We start from the raw sequence: 22456 nt of genomic DNA on the forward strand, positions 1-22456 counted from the left end.
GAATTATTGCCTTTGAATCGAGTCGAGCATGCTGGAAATCGAAATCGACGGTAAAAAATTGACAGTTCCTGGTGGTAGCACCGTGATGGACGCAGCCAATTCAATTGGTGTGCATATCCCTCACTTTTGCTATCACAAAAAACTGTCGATTGCCGCAAATTGCCGTATGTGCCTAGTTCAGGTCGAAAAAGCACCCAAGCCTTTACCGGCCTGTGCCACGCCTGTTACCGATGGTATGAAAGTATTTACCCATTCTGATCAGGCTGTGACTGCTCAGAAGGGTGTAATGGAATTTTTGCTGATCAATCACCCACTGGATTGCCCTATTTGCGACCAGGGTGGTGAGTGTCAGCTGCAGGATCTGGCCGTAGGTTATGGTCAGTCCGGTTCTGATTATGCAGAAGAAAAGCGCGTGGTTGCCAATAAAGACCTGGGTCCGCTGATTTCGACCGATATGACTCGCTGCATCCATTGCAGCCGTTGTGTCCGCTTTACCGAAGAAATCGCCGGCTTCCAGGAACTGGGGATGGCCAATCGCGGTGAGTTTACCGAGGTAATGCCATTTATTGGCAAAACGGTAAATTCCGAGATTTCCGGTAACGTGATCGACTTGTGTCCTGTTGGCGCTTTAACGAGCAAGCCTTTCCGCTACACCGCACGTACGTGGGAATTGTCTCGTCGTAAATCAGTGGGTGCGCACGATGGTCTGGGTTCTAACTTGATCGTTCAAGTGAAGAACAACAAAGTAATGCGCGTTCTGCCGCTGGAAAACGATGAAATCAACGAATGCTGGTTGTCTGACCGTGATCGTTATTCATACGAAGCATTGAATAGCGCAGAACGTCTGACTAAACCAATGCTTAAACAAGGTGGCGTTTGGCAGGAAACTGATTGGCAAACTGCGCTGGAATATGTTGCCAATGGCCTGAAACAAGTCGTCGCCGAACACGGCAAAGACAGCGTTGCTGCTGTTGCTTCACCTAACAGTACCGTTGAGGAATTGTTTGCTTTGCGCAAACTGATGGCCGGCTTAGGTGTTGATTCGGTTCAAGCTTTTGTGCGTAACGCAGATTTCTCGGCCAAAACACAAGGCGCAAAATGGCTGGGTCAGTCAATTGAAGAATTGGCACAGAACGAAGCCGTTCTGGTTGTTGGTTCAACGATTCGTAAAGAACAGCCATTGCTGGCGCAACGTTTGCGTCAATCAGTGAAAAAAGGCATGGCTTTGTCGCTGGTGAATGTGCACGGCGATGATTTGCTGACCAAGCTGGCTGGTGAGCTTGTTGTCCGCCCAGATCAACTGGTAGAAGGTTTGTTGCAAGTTGTTAAAGCGATTGTTGAGTTGAAATCAGCCTCTGTGCCAGCAGGTATTGACCTGAATGGTGTTGAAGTGACTGACGCGGCTCGCGCGATTGCACAAAGCTTCGAAGGCAAAGAAAAATCAGCCATCTTGCTTGGCAATATTGCCCAGCAATCTGCTCGTTATGCCGAAGTTTACGCTGCTGCCGCTGCTCTGGCTGCGCTCACTGGTGCCAAACTGGGTATTCCAGCTGCAAACGCCAATAGTGTTGGTGCAGAGCTGATCGGGGCAGATGCTGGTGGCAATGTGTTTGAGTCTGGCAAGAAAGCGTATGTATTCGTTGGTGTAGAGCCTGAGTACGATGCGCACAACGGCGCGCAAGCTTTGGCTGCAGCCAAACAGGCTGAAATGGTTGTGGTGATGTCTGCGTTCCAGAGCTGTGCAATGGATTACGCCGATGTCTTGCTGCCAATCTCTCCGTTCACTGAAACGTCTGGTACGTTTGTGAATATGGAAGGTAAAGCACAAAGCTTTAACGGCGTTGTCCGCCCATTGGGTGAAACACGCCCAGCTTGGAAAGTATTCCGTGTCTTGGGTAACGTCTTGGGCTTTAACGGCTTTGACTACAACTCATCGGAAGAAATTCGTGATGAAGCGCTGGCAGGTGACATTACAAGCCGCCTGAACAATGCCTTGGCGGCTTCTGTTGCAGTTGCAGCAAAATCAGCACAAGGTCTGGTTCGTTTGGGTGAAGTGCCTGTTTATCAAGGTGATTCAATTGTTCGTCGTGCGCCAAGCTTGCAGGCAACTGCTGATGCAGCGCTGGCGGCTACAGTTCGCCTCAATGCAGCGACCATCGCCAAACTTGGCTTCGTTGATGGTGGCAAAGCCATCGTTAAACAAGGGCAGGGTAGTGCTGAGCTGACCGTTAAGCTGGACGCAGGCCTGCAAGATGACGTCGTCCGTGTTGCAACGTCTCATCCTCTGACTCGCGATTTGGGCGAGATGGTGGGTGCTGTTGAAGTACTCAAAGGATAAGGGGTAGATAATGGAATTTCTACAAAACATCCTCGCTGGGTACTTGAGCGCAGAGACTGCTTATCAAGTGGCATTTCTGGTTTGGACTTTGCTCAAGATCGTGTTGATCGTTGCGCCGATTATGGGCGCAGTGGCTTACCTGACTTTGGCCGAGCGTAAAGTGATTGGTTATATGCAGATCCGTATCGGCCCGAACCGGGTTGGTCCGTTTGGTCTGCTGCAGCCAATCGCTGACGGTGTGAAGCTCCTGCTTAAAGAGATCATTGCGCCTTCTGCTGCCGATAAGAAGTTATTCTTCTTGGCGCCTGTGATGGTATTGGTCCCTGCGCTAGCTGCATGGGCGGTTGTACCGTTTTACCCCGGGTATGTATTGGCTGATGTCAACGTAGGTTTGCTCTACGTGATGGCCATTACTTCGATGGGCGTTTACGGTGTGATCCTGGCTGGCTGGGCGTCTAACTCGAAATACGCTTTCCTGGGTGGTATGCGTGCCGCAGCTCAGGTGATTTCGTACGAGTTGGCGATGGGCTTTGCGTTGGTTGGCGTGATCATGGTTTCAGGTAGCTTGAATCTGACGGCCATCGTAGAGCAACAGGGCTCGGGTGCAATGGGCGGCTCGATTCTGTCTTGGAATCTGATCCCGCTGCTGCCACTGTTCGTTGTTTACTTCATTGCTGGTGTTGCCGAGACCAACCGCGCGCCATTTGACGTTACCGAAGGTGAGTCCGAGATTGTTGCCGGTCACATGGTTGAATATTCAGGCATGAGTTTCGCACTGTTCTTCTTGGCTGAATACGCCAATATGATCCTGATTTCGGCGATGGCATCGGTGATGTTCCTGGGCGGCTGGTTATCTCCGTTCCCGGCATCGATTCCGGTTCTCGGTGCCGCAAGCCCACTGTGGTGGGTATTGAAAGTAGCATTCTTGCTGTTCTGCTTCTTGTGGTTCCGAGCTACTTTCCCGCGTTATCGCTACGACCAACTGATGCGCTTGGGCTGGAAGATTTTCATCCCTGTGACTTTGGTGTGGATTATCGTGGTCGGAGCCTGGATGCAGACCCCTTGGTCGATCTGGTAAGAGAAAAGGACAGAGACCGTGGAAAAAATTTCGTATTTCTTTAAAACCTTCTTGCTGTGGGAGTTGGTGCTGGGTCTGAAATTGACTGGCCGCCACTTCTTCCAGCGCAAGATCACTGTTCAGTTTCCGGACGAAAAAACGCCGTACAGCCCGCGCTTTCGTGGTCTGCACGCGCAACGTCGTTATGCCAACGGTGAAGAGCGTTGTATTGCTTGTAAATTGTGTGAAGCAGTTTGCCCGGCAATGGCGATTACGATCGAATCAGAAGCGCGCGAAGACGACAAAACACGTCGTACCAGCCGCTATGACATCGACCTGACAAAGTGCATTTTCTGTGGTTTCTGCGAAGAAGCCTGTCCAGTCGATGCCATTGTTGAAACACATATTTATGAATATCACGGTGAAAAACGTGGCGATTTGTATTACACCAAGCCGATGTTGCTGGCGGTAGGTGATCAATACGAAAAAGAAATCGCTGAGCGCAAAGCCGCTGATGCTAAATACCGCTAAGGGTTTCGTGCTATGGATATGAGTTTAGCGATTTTTTATGTATTTGCTGTCGTGCTGGTTTTTGCTGCTTTCCGTGTGATCACGGCAAAAAACCCGGTGCACGCCGTGCTGTACCTGGTTCTTTCGTTTTTCAATAGCGCGGTCCTCTGGATGCTGATGAAGGCCGAATTTCTGGCGGTTTCGTTGATTGTGATTTATGTCGGGGCAGTGATGGTATTGTTCCTGTTCGTGGTCATGATGCTCGATATCAACTTTGAAAAACTGCGTCAGAGCTTCTGGAAGTTCTTGCCGGTAGCCGGTACGGTGGCTGCGATCATGCTGGCCGAGATGGTGATGATTTTGACGCATCGTTTTGCCAAAATCGACAACGTCGTTGAGCCTTCGTTTAATACTGCGTCAGCCGAAGTGTTGGGGAAATTGATTTATACCCAATATTTCCTGCCATTCCAGTTGTCGGCTGTGCTGTTGCTCGTTGGTATGGTCGCTGCGATTGCACTGACGCTGCGTAAGCGTAAAAACACGAAATACATTAATCCGGGTGATCAAATTCGCGTGAAACGTGAAGATCGTGTTCGCATGGTGAAAATGAAGTCTGAGCCTAAATTCGTCGCTGACAATGCATCAGCTGGCGAAAACAAGCCTGCTGCATAATAGGGGACGACAGTGCTAACGCTTACACATTACCTCGTACTTGGCGCAATCATGTTTGCTGTCAGTGTATTTGGCATCTTCATGAACCGTAAAAACCTGATCGTATTGCTGATGGCAATCGAGCTGATGCTTTTGTCGGTCAACATGAACTTCATCGCGTTTTCGCAGTTTTTGGGCGACACCGCGGGTCAGATTTTCGTCTTCTTTATCCTGACCGTAGCCGCGGCAGAATCTGCCATCGGCTTGGCGATCTTGGTGGTGCTCTTCCGTAATCTGCGGTCGATCGACGTCGAAGATCTGGATAGTCTGAAGGGTTAAACCGGACAACATTAAATCGGATAAGAATACCAATGGACATGAAATCGATTTATCTGCTGATCCCGCTTGCGCCGCTGTTTGGCGCGCTGATTGCCGGCCTGTTTGGCTGGTTAATCGGCCGCCGCGCAGCACACTGCGTTACCATTGCGGGCGTTGCCGTTTCATTCGGCTTATCAGCATACGTGCTGCAGTATTTGCTTGCAGGTGGCGAATCATTTAACGGTACGGTATATACCTGGCTTACCGTCAATGGCGTTGATCTGAACGTCGGCTTTCTGGTCGACAATCTGACCGCCATGATGATGTGTGTGGTGACTTTTGTATCGCTGATGGTGCACTTGTACACTATTGGCTATATGCACGAAGACCCGGGCTATCAGCGTTTCTTTAGTTATATCTCGCTGTTTACTTTCTCAATGTTGATGCTCGTGATGAGTAACAACTTTGTGCAGCTGTTCTTTGGCTGGGAAGCGGTGGGTCTGGTTTCGTACTTGCTGATTGGCTTCTGGTTCAAACGTCCAACTGCGACATTTGCCAACCTGAAGGCATTCCTGGTTAACCGGGTCGGTGACTTTGGTTTCCTGCTGGGTATCGGTCTGGTCTTGGCGCACTTTGGCTCGCTTGATTACGCCGAAGTATTCGCCAAAGCGCCTGAGCTGCAAAATGCCACAATCAGCATCTTGCCTGGTACGACTTGGTCGCTGATGACAGTAACGTGCATCTTGCTGTTTATTGGTGCGATGGGTAAATCAGCGCAATTTCCGCTGCATGTGTGGCTGCCGGATTCAATGGAAGGCCCGACACCGATCTCCGCTCTGATTCACGCGGCAACGATGGTAACAGCGGGTATCTTCATGGTTTCACGCATGTCGCCATTGTTCGAGATGTCGGAAACTGCACTGAACTTTGTATTGGTGATTGGTGCTATTACTGCGCTGTTCATGGGCTTTCTGGGCATTATTCAGAACGACATCAAACGCGTGGTTGCCTACTCAACGCTGTCTCAGTTGGGTTATATGACCGTCGCTTTGGGCGCATCTGCTTACTCGGTAGCGGTGTTCCACCTGATGACGCATGCGTTCTTTAAAGCCTTGCTGTTCCTTGCTGCAGGTTCGGTCATTATGGGTATGCATCACGATCAAGACATCCGCAATATGGGTGGCTTGCGTAAATACATGCCATTCACTTGGATTACCTCACTGCTCGGTTCATTAGCGCTGATTGGTACGCCGTTCCTGTCAGGTTTCTACTCAAAAGATTCGATCATCTTGGCTGTACAAGCTTCAACGCTGCCAGGTGCTGGTTTTGCCTACTTCGCGGTTGTGGCTGGTGTCTTTGTGACTGCGTTCTACTCATTCCGGATGTACTTCCTGGTATTCCACGGTAAAGAGCAATGGATGCAAAAAGGTCATCACCATGCACATGATCCGAAAGAACATGATGAGGATGAGCATCATCATGGTTTGGGTCCAAACGATAAACCGCACGAAAGTCCATGGGTTGTGACTTTGCCATTGGTATTGTTGGCAATTCCTTCTGTCTTGATCGGTGCATATGCAATGACACCAATGCTGGTGGGCGATTTCTTCAAAGACGTGATTTTTGTTAATCATGAACTGCACGGCGCCATGGAAGCGGTGGGCGAGCATGCTGAAGATTGGTACCACATGGGCATGCACGCCTTTGTTACGCTGCCGTTCTGGCTGGCAGTTGCGGGTGTCGTAAGCGCTTACTTCTTCTACATGGTTAAGCCAGCAATTCCAGCCGCTTTGGATAGTTTTTTTACTTCGATTGGCGTGAAAAAACTGCTCGAAGAAAAATATTATATGGATCACTTGTACATCAATGGATTCGCTGCAGGCGGGCGCGCATTGGGTACTGTGTTGTGGAAAGTGGGTGATACGCTGCTGATTGATGGTTTGATTGTGAACGGTACGGCTAAATTGGTTGGATTGTTCTCTAATCTGACGCGTCGTCTCCAAAGCGGTTATATCTATCACTACGCATTTGCCATGATTCTCGGCGCGATGTTGCTGCTGACGATTTGGTTGGGTGGTTTACTGCAAGTGCAGTAATCAGTGGGTTCACTGATTGCCAGATTTAATTAATAACAAGTAGGTTAACTATGACGGGTAATCTCCTCAGCCTTGCGATCTGGATGCCAATTTTGGCTGGCCTGATCGTGCTCGCGACAGGAAGCGATAAAAATGCTCCTGCTGCGCGCTGGCTGGCGCTCATTGGCGCTTTGGCCTCTTTCCTGGTAACGATTCCGCTATATACCGGTTTCGATATTCTTCATGGCGGCATGCAATTTGAAGAAATGAAACCTTGGATTCAGAGTTTGAACATTAACTATCACTTGGGTGTCGATGGCTTGTCGATGTTCTTTGTGATCCTGAATAGCTTTACCACTTTGATGGTGGTATTGGCTGGCTGGCAAGTCATTGAAAAGCGTGTAGCACAATACATGGCGGCATTCCTGATTATGTCAGGTCTGATCAACGGTGCATTCGTTGCTCTGGACGCGATTCTGTTCTACGTGTTCTTTGAAGCGATGTTGATTCCAATGTACCTGATCATCGGTATCTGGGGTGGGCCACGCCGCGTCTATGCGTCGGTGAAGTTCTTTCTCTATACCTTGATGGGTTCGCTGCTGACTTTGGTTGCGTTTATCTATCTGTATTATCAGACTGGTGGCAGTTTCGAGATTGCTGAATACCATCGCCTGCCTTTGGGTATGGCTGCGCAAACCTTGCTGTTGGTTGCATTCTTCTTCGCTTTTGCAGTGAAAGTGCCAATGTGGCCAGTTCACACTTGGTTGCCGGATGCTCACGTTGAAGCCCCAACCGGTGGTTCGATGGTGCTGGCAGCGATTACGCTCAAACTCGGTGCTTACGGTTTCCTGCGATTCGCTTTGCCGATTGCGCCAGATGCCTCCAGGGAGTATGCCTGGCTATTCGTAGCACTGTCGCTGGTTGCAGTCGTATACATCGGTATGGTTGCTTTGGTGCAAACCGATATGAAAAAGCTGGTGGCATATTCTTCGATTTCCCATATGGGTTTCGTGACACTGGGCTTCTTTATGTTTGGCGGCCTCAATGGCAACGAGCTGAACGCATGGGCTGTTGAAGGCGCTTTGCTGCAAATGATTTCGCACGGTTTTGTTTCTGCTGCGATGTTCTTCTGCATTGGTGTCATGTATGACCGCGTCCATAGCCGCAAGATTGCCGATTATGGTGGTGTTGCGAACAAGATGCCGATTTTTGCTGCTTTCATGATGTTGTTTGCGATGGCCAACTCGGGTCTGCCAGCCACTTCAGGCTTTGCCGGTGAATTCATGGTGATTTTGGGGGCGGTTCAAGTTAATTTCTGGTATGCCGCTGCGGCAGCCCTGACTTTGATTTTCGGCGCGGCCTATACCTTGTGGATGTATAAACGCGTGATTTTTGGTGATGTGGCAAATGATAATGTTGCTGAACTGAAAGACGTAAATACTCGCGAATTCTTGGTTTTGGCTATTTTGGCCATTGCAGTATTGGGCATGGGTTTATTCCCGAAACCATTTACTGATGTGATGCACCAGTCAGTGAATGACCTGATCTGGCACGTTTCGCAAACCAAGCTCCACTAATAATCGACTTTAATAAAGTAGGCTAGAACCATGACCTGGACCAGTCTTAATCCATGGGTGGCAACGCCAGAGATTTTCTTGCTCTGTGCGGTATGTGTCATCCTGCTGATTGATTTATTTATCAGTGATGCCAAACGCGGTATCACCTATGTATTGACCTTGCTCACTTTGGGTGTAACCGCTGCGCTGGTTGTGGCTGGTCACGAGCCACAAGCTCGTCTCGGCTTTAGTAATTCTTTCCTGGCTGATGCCCTGTCTGATTACGCCAAACTGGGTATGATTCTGGGTGTTGCCCTGGTATTGGTCTACAGCCGTTCATACGCAAAGGCTAGAGGGCTATACCGTGGTGAATTCTTTACTCTCTCGCTATTTTCCCTATTGGGAATGATGGTGATGGCGTCGGCGGTTAACTTCCTGACCCTGTACGTGGGTCTGGAGCTGATGTCGCTGTCGATCTACGCCATGGTCGCGCTCAATCGTGAATCATTTGCTTCAACTGAAGCGGCGATGAAGTACTTTGTCTTGGGTGCTTTGGCGTCTGGGATGTTGCTGTATGGCATGTCAATGCTGTACGGCGCGACAGGTAGTCTTGATGTATTTGTAATTGCAAAAGCCATTCAGTCAGGCTCTGCAAACAATTTGCTGGTTATTTTCGGTCTGGTTTTTGTTGTGACTGGCCTTGGCTTCAAGTTTGGCGCGGTACCATTCCATATGTGGGTGCCCGATGTTTACCAAGGCGCGCCAACGCCAATGACGCAGTTGATTTCAACTGCGCCAAAAGTGGCTGTTTTTGTCTTTACCTTGCGTGTATTGGCTCAGGCTTTGGAAGGTTTCGCACCAGACTGGCGCGGTATGCTGATGATCTTGGCGGTCTTGTCAATTGGTCTGGGTAATATCACTGCGATTGCCCAAAGCAATATCAAGCGTATGTTTGGTTATTCGACCATTTCTCATATGGGCTTTGTCTTGCTGGGTATTTTGGTGGCCACACCGAATGGCTACGCGGCCTCCTTCTTTTATGTCATCAGCTATGTATTGATGGGCGCTGCAGGTTTTGGTTTGTTGATGCTGCTGTCGCGTGAAGGCTTTGAAGCAGATCAGATTACTGATTTGAAAGGCTTGAATCAGCGCAGCCCATGGTTTGCCTTGATGATGTTGTTCACCATGTTCTCGATGGCGGGGATTCCTGTTTTTCTGGGGTTCTTTGCGAAACTGTCGGTCTTGAAAGAGATCGTTAATATGCAAATGGTGTGGCTGGCTGTCATCGCCGTAGCATTCTCGCTGATCGGGGCGTTCTACTATCTACGTGTTGTTAAAGTCATGTACTTTGACGATGCCGAGTCGAATGAGCCGTTACAGGGCTGCATGATTAGCAAAGTCGTATTGTCAGTCAATTGTCTGCTGTTGCTGATGCTTGGCTTGATGCCAAATCAGATGATGACCTTGCTGATTGATGCGGTTCAGCGTTCAATTATTCCGGGCTCATATTAATCAACATGCAAAATTTGCTTGTGATTGGCTCTTTGGCGGCTTTGGCCGCCAATTTGCCTTTTTTGTCTGACAAAATCCTGTTCGTTTTTATACCCAAGTCAGGGCGTAAGAATTTTTGCTGGCGCGTGCTTGAATTGGGTTTGCTGTTTTTGTTGCTAGGTTTGCTGGCGAGATTGATTGAAGGGCAGCTTAGTCCGGTTCATCCACAGAACTGGCCATTTTATGTGAGCACATTGGCGTTATTTAGCGTGCTTGCATGGCCGGGCTTTGTCTGGCGATTTTTCTGGCGCAAACCAGGATTGTGATGTAAAGGAATGGCTTAAATCCTTGCCAAAGTAATTGAGGCCGTTTATTATTGCGCTTCCCTAGGCACGTAGCTCAGCTGGTTAGAGCACCACCTTGACATGGTGGGGGTCGTTGGTTCGAGTCCAATCGTGCCTACCAATATTCAGGAATACAGAAATGCAACGAACAAGCACTACAACCTTTGAAATCACAGGTTAAGCCGTTCACAGTTCTTATTCTTAAAAAGTGCGGCTTAAGCCGCACTTTTTTTTTGTCTTGTTTTAAATATTGAATTCGGCCGTTGCCGATACTTGTAAAGGCGAAAATAATGCCAGTTGTAACTCTTCCAGATGGTTCGCAACGTCAGTTTGAATCTGCAGTAACAATTGCTGAAGTTGCAGCAAGTATTGGCGCAGGACTCGCTCGTGCAGCGCTTGCGGGCAAGATCGATGGTCAACTTGTTGATACCAGCTACATCATTGATCGTGATGTGAATCTGGCGATCATTACCGAGAAAGATGCCGATGGTCTGGAGGTGATTCGTCACTCAACCGCTCACTTATTGGCTTATGCGGTCAAGCAGCTTTTTCCGAGTGCGCAAGTGACGATTGGCCCTGCGATTGAAAACGGCTTCTATTACGATTTCTCGTACGAGCGTCCGTTCACACCCGATGATCTGGTGCTGATCGAGAAGAAAATGCAGGAGCTGGCCAAGCAGGATATTCCGGTTGAGCGCTATGAGTTATCACGTGATGAAGCTGTGGCTTACTTCAAAAGCATTGGTGAAATCTACAAAGCCGAGATTATTGAATCGATTCCGGCAGATCAAACATTAAGTCTGTACCGTGAAGGCGATTTTACCGACTTGTGCCGTGGCCCACACGTCCCATCAACCGGCAAACTTAAAGTATTCAAGCTGATGAAGGTTGCGGGTGCTTATTGGCGCGGCGATAGCAAGAATGAAATGCTGACGCGGATTTATGGTACGGCTTGGGCCAAGAAAGAAGACTTGGCGCAATATTTGCACATGCTCGAAGAGGCCGAGAAGCGCGATCACCGCAAAATTGGCAAGCAGCTTGATCTGTTCCATATGCAGGATGAAGCGCCGGGCATGGTGTTCTGGCATCCTAAGGGATGGACACTGTGGCAAACCATCGAGCAATACATGCGCCGCAAGCTGAATCAGCATGGCTACGATGAAATTCGTACGCCGATGGTGATGGACCGTACTTTGTGGGAAAAATCAGGTCACTGGGAAAATTACCACGACAATATGTTCACGACAGAGTCGGAAAAACGTGATTACGCGGTCAAGCCGATGAATTGTCCCGGTCATATTCAGGTGTTCAATCAAGGTCTGCGTTCTTACCGTGATTTGCCGTTGCGCTACGCCGAATTTGGTTCTTGCCACCGTAATGAGCCTTCCGGCTCGCTGCATGGGATTATGCGTGTCCGCGGTTTTGTGCAGGATGATGCTCATATTTTCTGTACTGAAGATCAGGTACAGCAAGAAGCTGCAGCTTTCATTGATTTGCTCAAAGAAGTTTACGCTGACTTTGGCTTTAGCGAAATTCTGGTCAAGCTGTCGACTCGCCCAGAGAAACGCGTCGGTACCGAAGAGAGCTGGGACAAAGCCGAAGCTGCACTAGCAGCCGCTTTGCAGTCACAAGGCTTAGAGTTTGAGTATCTACCGGGTGAGGGCGCTTTCTACGGCCCTAAAATTGAATTTACGCTCAAGGACTGCTTAGGTCGCTTGTGGCAGTGCGGTACTTTGCAGATCGATCCGAATTTGCCAGAGCGTTTGGGGGCTGAATATGTCGGCGAAGATAATGCCAAGCATCGCCCAATCATGTTGCATCGTGCCGTGCTCGGTTCGCTCGAACGCTTTATCGGTATTCTTATTGAAAATTTCGCTGGTGCTTTCCCTGTGTGGCTGGCGCCTGTTCAGCTGGTCGTGATGAACATCTCTGAATCTCAGCGTGAATATGCGCAGAATGTGACCGCTCGTCTCAATCAAAATGGACTTCGTGCGATTGCTGACTTGAGAAATGAGAAAATAACCTATAAAATCCGCGAACATAGCTTGCAGCGTTTACCGTATCAATTAATTATTGGTGACAAAGAACGCGACGCAGGTTTGGTGGCCGTGCGAAATCGCAGCGGTGAAGACTTGGGGCAGATGACGGTTGAAGCCTTGGTGGCGCTTATCCAGTCCGAAATTCCGAAAGTCTAACGCTTGCCGATGCACGGTTTTGTTTTTGAATGACTTGGAGTAATGACAATAGCTGCTCAAGATAAAGGCCCGCGGATCAATGGTGAGATCACTGCGCGCGAAATTCGTTTACAAGGTGTGGATGGCGATCAACTCGGTATTGTTTCGCTGAACCAAGCTCTTCAAATGGCTGAAGATGCAGATGTTGATCTCGTTGAGATCGCGCCTAATGCACAGCCTCCTGTTTGTCGGCTGATGGATTTCGGCAAATTCCGTTACGAAGAAGCCAAGAAAAAGCACGCTGCCAAGCTCAAGCAAAAGCAGGTACAGATTAAAGAAATCAAACTGCGCCCGGGTACGGATGAAAATGACTACCAGGTTAAATTGCGCGGTGCGATCCGTTTCCTGAATGATGGTGATAAATGCAAATTTACTTTGCGTTTCCGTGGCCGTGAAATGGCTCACCAAGAAATCGGTATGGCTCAGCTCAAACGGGTAGAAGCCGATCTGGTCGAGTTGGCTGTTGTTGAGCAATATCCGCGACTCGAAGGTCGTCAGATGGTCATGCTGCTGTCACCGAAGAAAAAATAACAGACTGACGACTGTGTCTGTTTAAGGTCTGGTCGCAAGGCAAGATCAACAGTCGTAACAAAAGCGGGGTGGCGGGTATTAAGTTCTAATTTATTAGACGCCTGTCGCCTGATCTAATAGCTCATCGGAGCAATGCAATGCCAAAGATGAAAACCAAGAGCAGCGCGAAAAAGCGCTTCACAGTGCTTGGCGGTGGTGGTGTTAAACGTAGTCATGCGTTCAAACGTCACATCTTGACCAAGAAAACCACTAAAACCAAGCGTCAATTGCGCGGTACGTCTATGGTCGATGCGACCAATATGGCGTCTGTTCGTGCAATGTTGCCTTACGCTTAACCTAGGAGAAGAAACATGCCTCGCGTTAAACGTGGTGTAACCGCTCGTGCTCGTCATAAGAAAGTTTTAGCCCTCGCTAAGGGTTATCGTGGTCGTCGTAAAAACGTCTATCGCATCGCTAAACAAGCGGTGATGAAAGCTGGTCAATACGCGTACCGTGACCGTCGTCAGAAAAAACGTCAATTCCGTCAATTGTGGATCGCGCGTATTAACGCCGCTTCACGTGAGTGCGGCCTGGCGTACAGCCGCTTCATGAACGGCCTGAAAAAGGCTGGCATCGTGGTTGACCGTAAAGTGTTGGCTGACTTGGCTGTATTCGACAAACCAGCTTTTGCTGCTTTTGTTGAAAAAGCTAAAGCTAGTCTCGCTGTTTAATCGGTTCTGCTGATGAGAAGGGAGGCCTAGCCTCCCTTTTTTATTCGAAAAAATTCAGCAAACGTAGATTGTTTTGCCAAGGTTTTAGCTGAGCGCTAGCCACTTTTTCAAAGCAATTTTCAAACCTTCCTTTCCACATTTAGATCGGGCGCAAAACCATGGTTGCGAACGTGCAAACGTTACTTGAAGCCGGTTTGGCCGCATTAGATGCGACCAATGATCCGGTAGAGCTAGAAAATGTCAAAGCCCATTACGTTGGTAAACAGGGCGAAATTACTCAATTGATGAAGCAATTGGCTGCTTTGCCACCGGAAGAGAAAAAATCTTTCGGCGCCACGGTTAACCAAGCCAAGCAAGCTTTCGAAGCTGCGCTGAACGCCAAGCGCGATGCGATTGCAGCGCAAAAGCTCGCCGCGCAATTGGCCGCCGAAGCGCTCGATATCAGCCTGCCAGGGCGTGGTACGGCTAAAGGTGGTCTGCATCCGGTGACGCTAGTGCAGCAACGTATTGAAACGCTGTTCGCCAGCATGGGTTTTGCCGTCGCCGATGGCCCGGAAATCGAAAATGATTTTCATAATTTTGAAGCGCTGAATATTCCTAAAAATCACCCTGCGCGGGCGATGCAGGATACGTTTTACGTCGAAAATGACGGTGAGCCTCTGGTGTTGCGCACGCATACATCGCCGATTCAGGTGCGCTACATGCTCAATAATGAGCCGCCGATCAAGATCGTAGCGCCGGGCCGCGTTTATCGCGTTGATTCGGATGCGACTCACTCACCGATGTTCCATCAGATGGAAGGCCTGTGGGTTGATGAAAATGTCTCGTTTGCCGATTTGAAATCGGTGATTGTTGATTTCTTGCGTCGTTTCTTTGAGCGTGATGATCTGGAGGTGCGTTTCCGTCCGTCATTCTTCCCATTTACCGAGCCATCGGCTGAGATCGACGTCAAGTGGTCGAAGGGCTGGATGGAAGTCGGCGGTTGCGGCATGGTGCATCCGAATGTGTTGAAAAACGTCAATATTGATGCCGAGAAATACACCGGTTTTGCGTTCGGGATTGGCTTGGATCGTTTTGCGATGCTGTATTACGGCGTTAACGATTTGCGCCAGTTTTTCGACAACGATCTGTCTTTCTTATCCCAATTCAAATAAGTGATAAGACAAAAACACGCCAACTTCGTTACTCCGTCTTGCCGTACTCTGAGTACTGTCTGCGACGTCATGCCTTGTTGGAGAGTTTTTGTTCCATTCATATTTAAGCAGAGCTGGTAATTATGAAATTTTCTGAACAGTGGTTGCGTAGCTGGGTTAATCCTGCGATCAATTCTGACGAGTTGGCTCATCTGTTGACGATGGCCGGCTTGGAAGTGGAAGAGAACGATCCTGCTGCACCTGAATTTACCGAGGTGTATGTCGCGGAAGTGCTGAGTGTGACCAAGCACCCCGATGCAGATCGTCTGAATGTATGTAGCGTCAATGTCGGTGAAGCCGAGCCGCTGCAAATCGTTTGTGGTGCGGCCAACGTTGCGGTTGGCATTAAAGTGCCTTGTGCGCGCGTGGGCGCCGTGCTGCCGGGCGACTTTAAAATCAAAAAAGCCAAAGTTCGTGGCGTTGAATCAATGGGCATGTTGTGCGCCGAGCAAGAAATCGGCTTGGCTGAGGAATCCTCAGGTTTGCTGATTTTGCCTGCGGATGCACCAGTGGGTATGCCGATTCGTGAGTACCTCGATCTTGATGATCGCCTGATGACTTTGAAACTGACGCCAAACCGTTGTGATTGCTTGTCAATCCGTGGCTTGGCGCGTGAAGTCGCTGCGCTCACCAAAACTGCACAGCAAGTTGTCGCGACGCCTGCGGTAGCAGTGACTGCGACTCAAACACGTGCGGTGAATTTGCAAGCAGGTGATGCCTGCCCTAGGTATGCGGGTAGAGCCATTGTTGGTGTTAATCAAGCAGCATATACCCCTGATTGGATGAAGCAGCGTTTGGAGCGTTGTGGCGTACGTTCAATTTCGGCGATTGTTGATGTGACCAACTACGTGTTGCTTGAACTCGGCCAGCCTATGCATGCCTTTGATTTGGCAAAATTGCAGGGTGATATCAATGTTCGTTTCGCCAAAGCGGGCGAAAAGATCAAACTGCTCAATGAAAAAGAGCTGGAGCTCACTGACGATTTGCTGGTGATTGCGGATGACGTGAAGCCTGTTGCCTTGGCTGGCATTATGGGCGGCGCTGAATCGAGTGTTGAAGCAGGCTGCACTGATATTTTCCTTGAGTCGGCCTTCTTTGCTCCAAATGTGATTGCAGGCAAAGGTCGTCGTTTCGGTTTCTCATCGGATTCTAGCCACCGTTTTGAGCGCGGCGTTGATTTCGGCTATGTGCGTGAAGCGCTGGAACGCGCCACTGCCTTGATCATCGAAATCTGTGGCGGTCAAGCTGGCCCTGTGACTGAATCTGTAGCTAAATTGCCAGCGCGTAAACCAGTTGCGCTGCGCGTGTCTCGCGTGATTAAAGTGTTAGGCATTAGCCTGCCAGCCGCGGAGATCGTCGCTTTGCTGCAAGGCCTAGGTCTGGCGAGCGAGCTAGCAGGCGACGTGATCACGGTAACACCACCCTCGTACCGCTTCGATATCGAAATCGAAGAAGATCTGATCGAAGAAGTGGCGCGGGTGTTCGGCTACGACAATATTCCTGTGCAGCCCAGCAATGCGCGTAGCGCCATGCTGCCGCAACCCGGCCATTTGCGTAGCAAAAACGTACTGAAACAAATTATCGCAGGTCGCGACTATCAGGAAGCCATTTCCTATGCCTTTGTCGAGGCGCAATGGGAGGCGGATTTCGCCGCAAACAACGCGCCGATCAAACTGATTAATCCAATCGCCAGTCAGATGAGCGCGATGCGCTCGACCTTGCTTGGCGGCCTGATTGCCGCTTTGCAGCACAATCAGAATCGCAAGCAAGATCGCGTGCGCCTGTTTGAAGTGGCGCGCGTGTTCAATGGCTTGAATGCCGAACAGCAACCTGAGAAAATCGCCGCCCTTGCATGGGGGGGGCGTGTGGCCGAGCAGTGGGGCGCGGGTAAAGAGCGCGTAGACTTCTTTGATGTCAAAGCCGATGTCGAAGCTTTGCTGGCACCACGCGTGGCCGAGTTCCGCCGCGTAAGCCATCCGGCGTTGCATCCAGGCCGTTCGGCCGAGGTCGTGCTCGATGGGCAAGTGATGGGTTACATCGGCGAGCTGCATCCGCAATGGGTACAAAAATACAGCCTGCAAAATGCGCCCGTGGTGTTTGAACTCGATGTCGCAGCGCTGACGCAAGTGCAGAAATTGAGTGCTGGTGCGGTATCGAAATTCCAGGCCGTGCGCCGGGATCTGGCCTTGCTGATGGACGAGAGCGTGACGGTAGATCAACTCAAAGCTGCTTTTGCAAGTGCCAAACTGGCGATTGTGGCCAACATTGATGTGTTCGATGTTTACCGTGGTAAAGGATTGCCGGAAGGTAAAAAGAGCCTTGCATTCAAAGTCTTATTGCAAGATACTCACAAAACTTTAACAGATGAAGAAGTTGATGCGGCAATTGCAGCATTGATGAAGAAGGCAGAAACATGCGGCGCGATCTTGAGAACATAATGCAGTACGAAGCAAGCACTTTGACCTTAACCAAGGCCGATCTGGCCGATATGCTGTTTGATAAGGTTGGGCTGAACAAGCGCGAAGCCAAGGATATGGTCGAAGCATTCTTCGATGAAATCCGTGGTGCGCTGGCCGAAGGTGATACGGTAAAATTGTCAGGTTTTGGCAATTTCCAGTTACGCGACAAGCCGCAGCGCCCAGGCCGCAACCCAAAAACCGGTGAAGAGATTCCTATTTCAGCGCGTCGCGTGGTGACATTCCACGCCAGCCAAAAACTAAAAGGTATGGTTGAAGTTCACTATGCAAAACTCCAGCAGCGTTATTCCAACCAGTGATTTGCCGTCGATTCCAGCCAAACGTTACTTCACCATTGGTGAAGTCAGCGATTTGTGCGGTGTCAAACCTCATGTTCTGCGCTATTGGGAGCAAGAGTTTACCCAGTTAAAACCGGTTAAACGCCGTGGCAACCGTCGGTACTATCAGCACCATGAAGTATTGCTGGTGCGCAGGATCCGCTCATTGCTTTACGAGCAAGGTTTTACCATCAGCGGCGCTCGCAATCAGCTTGGCGCGCATTTGGCTGAGGCGGGTAACGACAGTGGCGAAGTGACGCTGACCGAAGTCCGGCATGAGCTGGAAGGTTTACTGGTTTGGCTGGAAGATTAAGTCGTCGACTTGCATGGGGTGCAAGGGGTCGCAAAGTTTCGACCCATGTCCCCACTTGAGCTAAAATGTAAGCTCTGCTAAGATGCTGTCTCTCGGAATATGGCGCAGCCTGGTAGCGCACTTGCATGGGGTGCAAGGGGTCGCGAGTTCGAATCCCGCTATTCCGACCAATCAAATAAAGGGCTTATGGTCGAAAGATCATAAGCCCTTGTTTCTTTTTATCTGTATTTCTTTCTATCTGCGTCCAATGCTATTCGCGGGCGCGGTATCGTTTCACTGATCTCCGGGTATGTAAGCATGTGCTGGTTTTTCTTCACGCTTTACCAGCTGAAAACGATACGCCACCACATTGCGCTTGTATAATGCAGGGTTTTCGCACTGCACTCGATAAAAATTCATGATTCGTAAACTGATAGGCAAAGTGCTACGTCGTCCTGGTAAGCGGGTGTTGCACGCCAAACACTATGGCATTCGGCGTGATCAATTGCATTCCGGGGCGCTGAAAGTCTGTGATCGCCTGCAAGATGCGGGCTACGAGGCTTATATCGTCGGTGGTGCGGTGCGTGATTTGCTTTTGGGCAAATCGCCCAAGGATTTTGATGTTGCGACCAGTGCAACGCCTGAGCAGGTGCGCCATGTCTTTCACCGATCGCGCATTATTGGCCGCCGCTTCCGTATCGTGCATGTGCCGTTTTATGATCGGGGTGGCGAAGAAATTATCGAGGTCACGACTTTCCGTGGCAGCGCCGATTCGCCAACCGATGCCAGCGGACGGATCATCCGTGACAATGTGTATGGCACGCTGGAAGAGGATGCGTCACGCCGTGACTTTACCGTCAATGCGCTGTATTACGATCCGAATAGCGACGAAATTGTCGACTTTCATCATGGTGTTGAAGACCTGGAAAAGCAGCAACTGGTGATGATTGGTGATCCGGTTAAACGCTATCACGAAGACCCGGTGCGCATGTTGCGTGCGGCTCGTCTGTCATCGAAGCTGGGTTTGAAAATTGCAGCGGATACAGCTGCGCCAATCAAAGCCCATGCCGCATTACTGGAAAACATTCCATCGGCACGCCTGTTTGACGAAATGATGAAATTGCTGCTTTCAGGCAAAGCCTGGGATTGTCTGCAGTCTTTGCGCGCCTACGGCTTGCACAAGCCGTTGTTTCCGCTGCTCGATAAATTGATGAGCCAAAAGGAAACGACCAGTTTCTTAAAACTGGCTTTACTCAATACCGATCAGCGTCTGGCCGAAGACAAGCCCGTTTCGGCTGGCTTTTTGTTTGCCGCCTTGCTCTGGCATGAAGTCGAAGCGGGCTGGCAGAAAAAAATCGCAGCGGGTGAGCATACTGTTCCGGCGCTGGTCGATGCGATGAACGACGTTGAAGCCAAAGTCACCAAACGCTTGGCGATTCCAAATCGTTACAGCGCGGCGATGAAGGAAATCTGGTTATTGCAACCACGCTTTGAGCAACGTGCAGGGCAAAAACCAATTCGTTTGCTCGAGCAGCCTCGTTTCCGTGCTGCATATGATTTTCTGCAGTTGCGCGCTGAATGTGGCTTGGTCGACAAAGAACTGGCGGATTGGTGGAGTCAGTTTCAGTCCTGCGACGAGGCTGCGCGTGAAGTCCTGATCAGTCAGGCGATTGCAGGCGGGAAAGGCGGCGAGCTAGAAAAATCCAAACGCCGTCGGCGCTCGCGTACCCGTAAACCCGCCACAGCCAAACCTGCAGCGAAAAGCGAATGACCCTTGCTTACATTGCCTTGGGCGCCAATTTGGGCGACCCAAGCGCGCAACTGCGCGATGCGCTGCATCTGATTGCCGCTTTGCCGCAAACGCAACTGCTGGCCAGCTCCTCTTTTTATGCCAGCGCCCCGGTCGGGTATGCCGATCAGCCTGACTTTGTGAACGCTGTTTGTGCCGTGGAAACGGAGTTGACGGCGGCAGACTTGCTGGCTGCGCTGTTGGCGCTGGAGTTGCAGCAAGGGCGCGAACGTAGCTTTAAAAATGCGCCGCGTACGCTGGATCTGGATGTGGTGCTGTATGGTGATCAGATCATCGATTTGCCACAACTGAAAATACCCCATCCGCGTATGCATCTGCGCGCCTTTGTATTGCTGCCTTTGCTGGAAATAGCCCCCGATATACAAATTCCACAATTGGGTTTGGCTGCAGATTACATTGCAGATGTGATTGATCAGCAATTATTTCGGCTGGATCAATAACGCAATATTGTCACCGCGGTATAAAAACAGTCGATTTTAATCTGCGACTGCTTTAGCATCCTGAAAAGCGTATATTTTTTTGCACCGCACCATGAGTGCCTCTTTTGGCTTGATTACCCATCATGAAAACGACACTTTCTACCCTGAAAAAAATGAAACAGGATGGCGCCAAAATTGCCATGCTCACATGCTATGACGCGAGTTTTGCGACGCTGCTGGACGAGGCTGGTGTCGATATTCTGCTGGTTGGCGATTCGCTGGGAAATGTCATTCAAGGGCATGGCAGCACTTTGCCGGTGACGATGGACGATATGGTTTACCACACCAAAGCCGTAGTACGCGGCACGCAAAAAGCGCTGGTGTTGGCCGATTTGCCGTTTGCCAGCTATCAGGTTTCGCCCATGCAAGCGTATGAAAATGCGGCGCGCTTGATGGCGGCGGGCGCTGAAATGATCAAAATCGAAGGTGGTGCGATCATGGTCGAAACCGTCGATTTTCTGGTTCAGCGCGGGATTCCGGTTTGCGCGCATATTGGTCTGCAACCGCAATCGGTTCACGTCTACGGCGGCTACAAAGTGCAAGGCAAGACGGAAACCGAAGCCGATATCCTCAAGCGCGATGCATTGGCGCTGCAGGCGGCAGGTGCAGCCATGGTATTGATGGAAATGGTTCCGGCTCAGGTGGCGGCGGAGATTACGGACGCGTTGTATGTGCCGACGATCGGCATTGGCGCGGGTATTCATGTGGATGGCCAGGTGCTGGTTTTGCACGATATGTTGGGCGTCTATCCGGGTAAAAAAGCACGTTTTGTCCGTAACTTTATGGGTGCAGGCGTCAGCAGTATTCAGGGCGCTGTTGAGTCGTATGTTAAAGCGGTCAAAGCACTCACTTTTCCGACCGAAGAGCATTCGTTTTAATTCAAAGTGGGGAATGAGGTAAAGACCTCGCTCCTCACGCCTTACTTCTCATTCATTATGAAAATCATCCATAGCATTTCCGAATTGCGTGCCTGGCGCAAAACCGTTGGCGAAGTGGCTTTTGTGCCAACGATGGGCAATTTGCACGAGGGGCATATCTCGCTGATCAAGGTGGCGAAAGAGCTAGCGCCACATACTGTGGTGAGTATCTTTGTAAATCGTTTGCAATTTGGTCAAGGCGAAGACTTTGACCGCTATCCACGCACGCTGGAAAGTGACGCAGCGATTATTGCGGCGAACGGTGGCGTCGACGTGATCTTTGCTCCCGATGAAAAAGAGTTATATCCGAACGTGATTCAGCAATATCAGGTCAATCCGCCAGCCATTGCCGAAGAACTCTGCGGCGCTTTCCGTCCGGGGCATTTTCGCGGCGTCGCAACGGTGGTGACCAAGCTGTTCAATATTGTGCAGGCCGATGTGGCGTGCTTTGGTAAAAAAGACTACCAGCAATTGGCCGTGATTCAGGGGATGGTCGCCGACCTGAATGTGCCAATTCGCATCGTGCCGGTGGATACCGGCCGCGCTCAAGACGGTCTGGCTCTGTCATCGCGCAACGGCTTTTTGACGGCCGAGCAGCGCGCCGAAGCGCCACGCTTGTTTTTCCATTTAAGCCGGATGAAAACGGCCATCGAGCAGGGCGAACGTGATTATTCGCGTCTGGCTCAGGAGACCGTCGCTGATCTACGCGCGCGGGGTTGGCTGGACATTGATTACGTTGAAACGCGCAATGCTTTAACGTTGAAACCAGCTGCGAGTACCGACAGGCAGTTGGTGATCTTGATTGCCGCGCGTATTGGCACGACGCGGCTGATTGATAATCTCGAAGTGAATTTATAATGCCGCTTATGGGTATGTCGTTGTAGCTATTTCTGGCTATGCGCTGCAGCGGTATACCTGTAAAATTCTTTCTGGTCTCTTGCCTCAGCGCAGCTTATTCCATTCGATAATCGCTTCTTTTTTATTGCTGCCTTGCTGGCCAATCGCGCTGCAATTGCCTTGGCGTCCAAATTTACTGCACTGCACCCAGAAACGGTTTGAACCTGCTTTTTGCGGCTCGGCAGGCGCGCCACATTTCGGGCAGGGCTGGGCTTTTAGGGTTGGGACTTGATCACTCATGGGCTGGCTCAGTGTATGG

General features: G+C 50.2%; 22 protein-coding genes and 2 tRNA genes. 23 read left to right on the forward strand and 1 reads right to left on the reverse strand.

The annotated features are described in order from the left end of the window. Positions 1–28: 28 nt before the first annotated feature. The 23 genes from nuoG (at position 29) to panC (ending at position 22158) form a co-directional block, all read left to right on the forward strand. The gene (nuoG, locus tag ACG2XO_RS08705) at positions 29–2338 is read left to right on the forward strand and encodes an NADH-quinone oxidoreductase subunit NuoG (protein ID WP_410497595.1); all 2310 of its coding nucleotides are present in this window, start codon (positions 29–31) and stop codon (positions 2336–2338) included. Between the two features lie 7 nt (positions 2339–2345). Further along, positions 2346–3416 (forward strand): NADH-quinone oxidoreductase subunit NuoH, encoded by a 1071-nt coding sequence (gene nuoH, locus ACG2XO_RS08710; RefSeq protein WP_410500246.1) that lies wholly within the window; start codon positions 2346–2348, stop codon positions 3414–3416. An 18-nt stretch (positions 3417–3434) separates the two neighbouring features. Beyond that, positions 3435–3926, forward strand: a complete 492-nt coding sequence (nuoI, locus tag ACG2XO_RS08715) for an NADH-quinone oxidoreductase subunit NuoI (RefSeq protein WP_373974532.1) — start codon at positions 3435–3437, stop codon at positions 3924–3926. A gap of 12 nt (positions 3927–3938) precedes the next feature. Then, positions 3939–4577: an NADH-quinone oxidoreductase subunit J gene (locus ACG2XO_RS08720; RefSeq protein WP_410497596.1), complete on the forward strand. Its 639-nt coding sequence runs from the start codon at positions 3939–3941 to the stop codon at positions 4575–4577. A 12-nt stretch (positions 4578–4589) separates the two neighbouring features. Continuing rightward, a complete protein-coding gene (gene nuoK / locus ACG2XO_RS08725) occupies positions 4590–4895 on the forward strand; it encodes an NADH-quinone oxidoreductase subunit NuoK (protein ID WP_348945755.1) in 306 nt (101 codons plus the stop codon). Between the two features lie 32 nt (positions 4896–4927). Next, positions 4928–6970: an NADH-quinone oxidoreductase subunit L gene (nuoL, locus tag ACG2XO_RS08730; protein ID WP_410497597.1), complete on the forward strand. Its 2043-nt coding sequence runs from the start codon at positions 4928–4930 to the stop codon at positions 6968–6970. Positions 6971–7020: 50 nt separating this feature from the next. Next, positions 7021–8526 (forward strand): NADH-quinone oxidoreductase subunit M, encoded by a 1506-nt coding sequence (locus tag ACG2XO_RS08735; protein WP_410497598.1) that lies wholly within the window; start codon positions 7021–7023, stop codon positions 8524–8526. Positions 8527–8556: 30 nt separating this feature from the next. Then, positions 8557–10017 (forward strand): NADH-quinone oxidoreductase subunit NuoN, encoded by a 1461-nt coding sequence (gene nuoN / locus ACG2XO_RS08740; RefSeq protein ID WP_410497599.1) that lies wholly within the window; start codon positions 8557–8559, stop codon positions 10015–10017. 5 nt (positions 10018–10022) lie between these two features. Further along, on the forward strand, positions 10023–10322 hold the full coding sequence (locus ACG2XO_RS08745) for a DUF2818 family protein (protein WP_410497600.1): 300 nt from the start codon (positions 10023–10025) through the stop codon (positions 10320–10322). A 62-nt stretch (positions 10323–10384) separates the two neighbouring features. After that, positions 10385–10461, forward strand: a tRNA-Val gene (locus ACG2XO_RS08750). 169 nt (positions 10462–10630) lie between these two features. Beyond that, a complete protein-coding gene (thrS, locus tag ACG2XO_RS08755) occupies positions 10631–12535 on the forward strand; it encodes a threonine--tRNA ligase (RefSeq protein WP_410497601.1) in 1905 nt (634 codons plus the stop codon). 42 nt (positions 12536–12577) lie between these two features. Beyond that, a complete protein-coding gene (infC, locus tag ACG2XO_RS08760) occupies positions 12578–13105 on the forward strand; it encodes a translation initiation factor IF-3 (RefSeq protein ID WP_410497602.1) in 528 nt (175 codons plus the stop codon). 137 nt (positions 13106–13242) lie between these two features. Next, positions 13243–13440, forward strand: coding sequence for a 50S ribosomal protein L35 (gene rpmI / locus ACG2XO_RS08765; RefSeq protein WP_157314099.1), 198 nt, complete (start codon positions 13243–13245; stop codon positions 13438–13440). A gap of 15 nt (positions 13441–13455) precedes the next feature. After that, positions 13456–13815, forward strand: a complete 360-nt coding sequence (gene rplT, locus ACG2XO_RS08770; RefSeq protein ID WP_157314098.1) for a 50S ribosomal protein L20 — start codon at positions 13456–13458, stop codon at positions 13813–13815. 158 nt (positions 13816–13973) lie between these two features. Continuing rightward, complete coding sequence (pheS, locus tag ACG2XO_RS08775; protein WP_410497603.1) at positions 13974–14969, forward strand: phenylalanine--tRNA ligase subunit alpha; 996 nt, start codon at positions 13974–13976, stop codon at positions 14967–14969. 122 nt (positions 14970–15091) lie between these two features. Beyond that, on the forward strand, positions 15092–17446 hold the full coding sequence (gene pheT, locus ACG2XO_RS08780) for a phenylalanine--tRNA ligase subunit beta (RefSeq protein ID WP_410497604.1): 2355 nt from the start codon (positions 15092–15094) through the stop codon (positions 17444–17446). 20 nt (positions 17447–17466) lie between these two features. Beyond that, on the forward strand, positions 17467–17784 hold the full coding sequence (locus tag ACG2XO_RS08785) for an integration host factor subunit alpha (RefSeq protein ID WP_410500247.1): 318 nt from the start codon (positions 17467–17469) through the stop codon (positions 17782–17784). Then, the gene (locus tag ACG2XO_RS08790; protein ID WP_410497605.1) at positions 17750–18115 is read left to right on the forward strand and encodes a MerR family transcriptional regulator; all 366 of its coding nucleotides are present in this window, start codon (positions 17750–17752) and stop codon (positions 18113–18115) included. Before ACG2XO_RS08785 ends, ACG2XO_RS08790 begins: the two co-directional genes overlap by 35 nt. A 93-nt stretch (positions 18116–18208) precedes the next feature. After that, positions 18209–18285: transfer RNA gene (locus ACG2XO_RS08795), tRNA-Pro, on the forward strand. 227 nt (positions 18286–18512) lie between these two features. Next, positions 18513–19865 carry a polynucleotide adenylyltransferase PcnB gene (gene pcnB / locus ACG2XO_RS08800; protein WP_410497606.1) on the forward strand — a complete coding sequence of 451 codons (1353 nt, stop codon included), beginning with the start codon at positions 18513–18515 and terminating at the stop codon, positions 19863–19865. Continuing rightward, complete coding sequence (folK, locus tag ACG2XO_RS08805; RefSeq protein WP_410497607.1) at positions 19862–20344, forward strand: 2-amino-4-hydroxy-6-hydroxymethyldihydropteridine diphosphokinase; 483 nt, start codon at positions 19862–19864, stop codon at positions 20342–20344. The genes pcnB and folK overlap by 4 nt, the downstream gene beginning before the upstream one ends. 122 nt (positions 20345–20466) lie before the next feature. Then, positions 20467–21261, forward strand: coding sequence for a 3-methyl-2-oxobutanoate hydroxymethyltransferase (gene panB, locus ACG2XO_RS08810; RefSeq protein WP_410497608.1), 795 nt, complete (start codon positions 20467–20469; stop codon positions 21259–21261). A 57-nt stretch (positions 21262–21318) separates the two neighbouring features. Then, complete coding sequence (panC, locus tag ACG2XO_RS08815; protein WP_410497609.1) at positions 21319–22158, forward strand: pantoate--beta-alanine ligase; 840 nt, start codon at positions 21319–21321, stop codon at positions 22156–22158. 84 nt (positions 22159–22242) lie between these two features. Here panC and ACG2XO_RS08820 read toward each other — a convergent pair whose 3' ends face one another. Continuing rightward, a complete protein-coding gene (locus ACG2XO_RS08820; protein WP_410497610.1) occupies positions 22243–22437 on the reverse strand; it encodes a Lar family restriction alleviation protein in 195 nt (64 codons plus the stop codon). Between the last annotated feature and the right edge of the window lie 19 nt (positions 22438–22456).

It is taken from the genome of Chitinibacter sp. S2-10 (assembly GCF_046530675.1).
GTDB lineage: Bacteria > Pseudomonadota > Gammaproteobacteria > Burkholderiales > Chitinibacteraceae > Chitinibacter.

Bases quoted from the DNA above. Each gene is read 5' to 3' on its own strand.
- ACG2XO_RS08745 (WP_410497600.1), top strand. From the start codon at position 10,023: ATGCAAAATTTGCTTGTGATTGGCTCTTTGGCGGCTTTGGCCGCCAAT.
- pheT (WP_410497604.1), top strand. From the start codon at position 15,092: ATGAAATTTTCTGAACAGTGGTTGCGTAGCTGGGTTAATCCTGCGATC.
- nuoN (WP_410497599.1), top strand. From the start codon at position 8,557: ATGACCTGGACCAGTCTTAATCCATGGGTGGCAACGCCAGAGATTTTC.
- panB (WP_410497608.1), top strand. From the start codon at position 20,467: ATGAAAACGACACTTTCTACCCTGAAAAAAATGAAACAGGATGGCGCC.
- thrS (WP_410497601.1), top strand. From the start codon at position 10,631: ATGCCAGTTGTAACTCTTCCAGATGGTTCGCAACGTCAGTTTGAATCT.
- ACG2XO_RS08820 (WP_410497610.1), bottom strand. From the start codon at position 22,437: ATGAGTGATCAAGTCCCAACCCTAAAAGCCCAGCCCTGCCCGAAATGT.
- infC (WP_410497602.1), top strand. From the start codon at position 12,578: ATGACAATAGCTGCTCAAGATAAAGGCCCGCGGATCAATGGTGAGATC.
- panC (WP_410497609.1), top strand. From the start codon at position 21,319: ATGAAAATCATCCATAGCATTTCCGAATTGCGTGCCTGGCGCAAAACC.
- folK (WP_410497607.1), top strand. From the start codon at position 19,862: ATGACCCTTGCTTACATTGCCTTGGGCGCCAATTTGGGCGACCCAAGC.
- nuoL (WP_410497597.1), top strand. From the start codon at position 4,928: ATGGACATGAAATCGATTTATCTGCTGATCCCGCTTGCGCCGCTGTTT.
- pheS (WP_410497603.1), top strand. From the start codon at position 13,974: ATGGTTGCGAACGTGCAAACGTTACTTGAAGCCGGTTTGGCCGCATTA.
- pcnB (WP_410497606.1), top strand. From the start codon at position 18,513: ATGATTCGTAAACTGATAGGCAAAGTGCTACGTCGTCCTGGTAAGCGG.
- rplT (WP_157314098.1), top strand. From the start codon at position 13,456: ATGCCTCGCGTTAAACGTGGTGTAACCGCTCGTGCTCGTCATAAGAAA.
- ACG2XO_RS08790 (WP_410497605.1), top strand. From the start codon at position 17,750: ATGCAAAACTCCAGCAGCGTTATTCCAACCAGTGATTTGCCGTCGATT.
- nuoG (WP_410497595.1), top strand. From the start codon at position 29: ATGCTGGAAATCGAAATCGACGGTAAAAAATTGACAGTTCCTGGTGGT.
- ACG2XO_RS08735 (WP_410497598.1), top strand. From the start codon at position 7,021: ATGACGGGTAATCTCCTCAGCCTTGCGATCTGGATGCCAATTTTGGCT.
- ACG2XO_RS08720 (WP_410497596.1), top strand. From the start codon at position 3,939: ATGGATATGAGTTTAGCGATTTTTTATGTATTTGCTGTCGTGCTGGTT.
- rpmI (WP_157314099.1), top strand. From the start codon at position 13,243: ATGCCAAAGATGAAAACCAAGAGCAGCGCGAAAAAGCGCTTCACAGTG.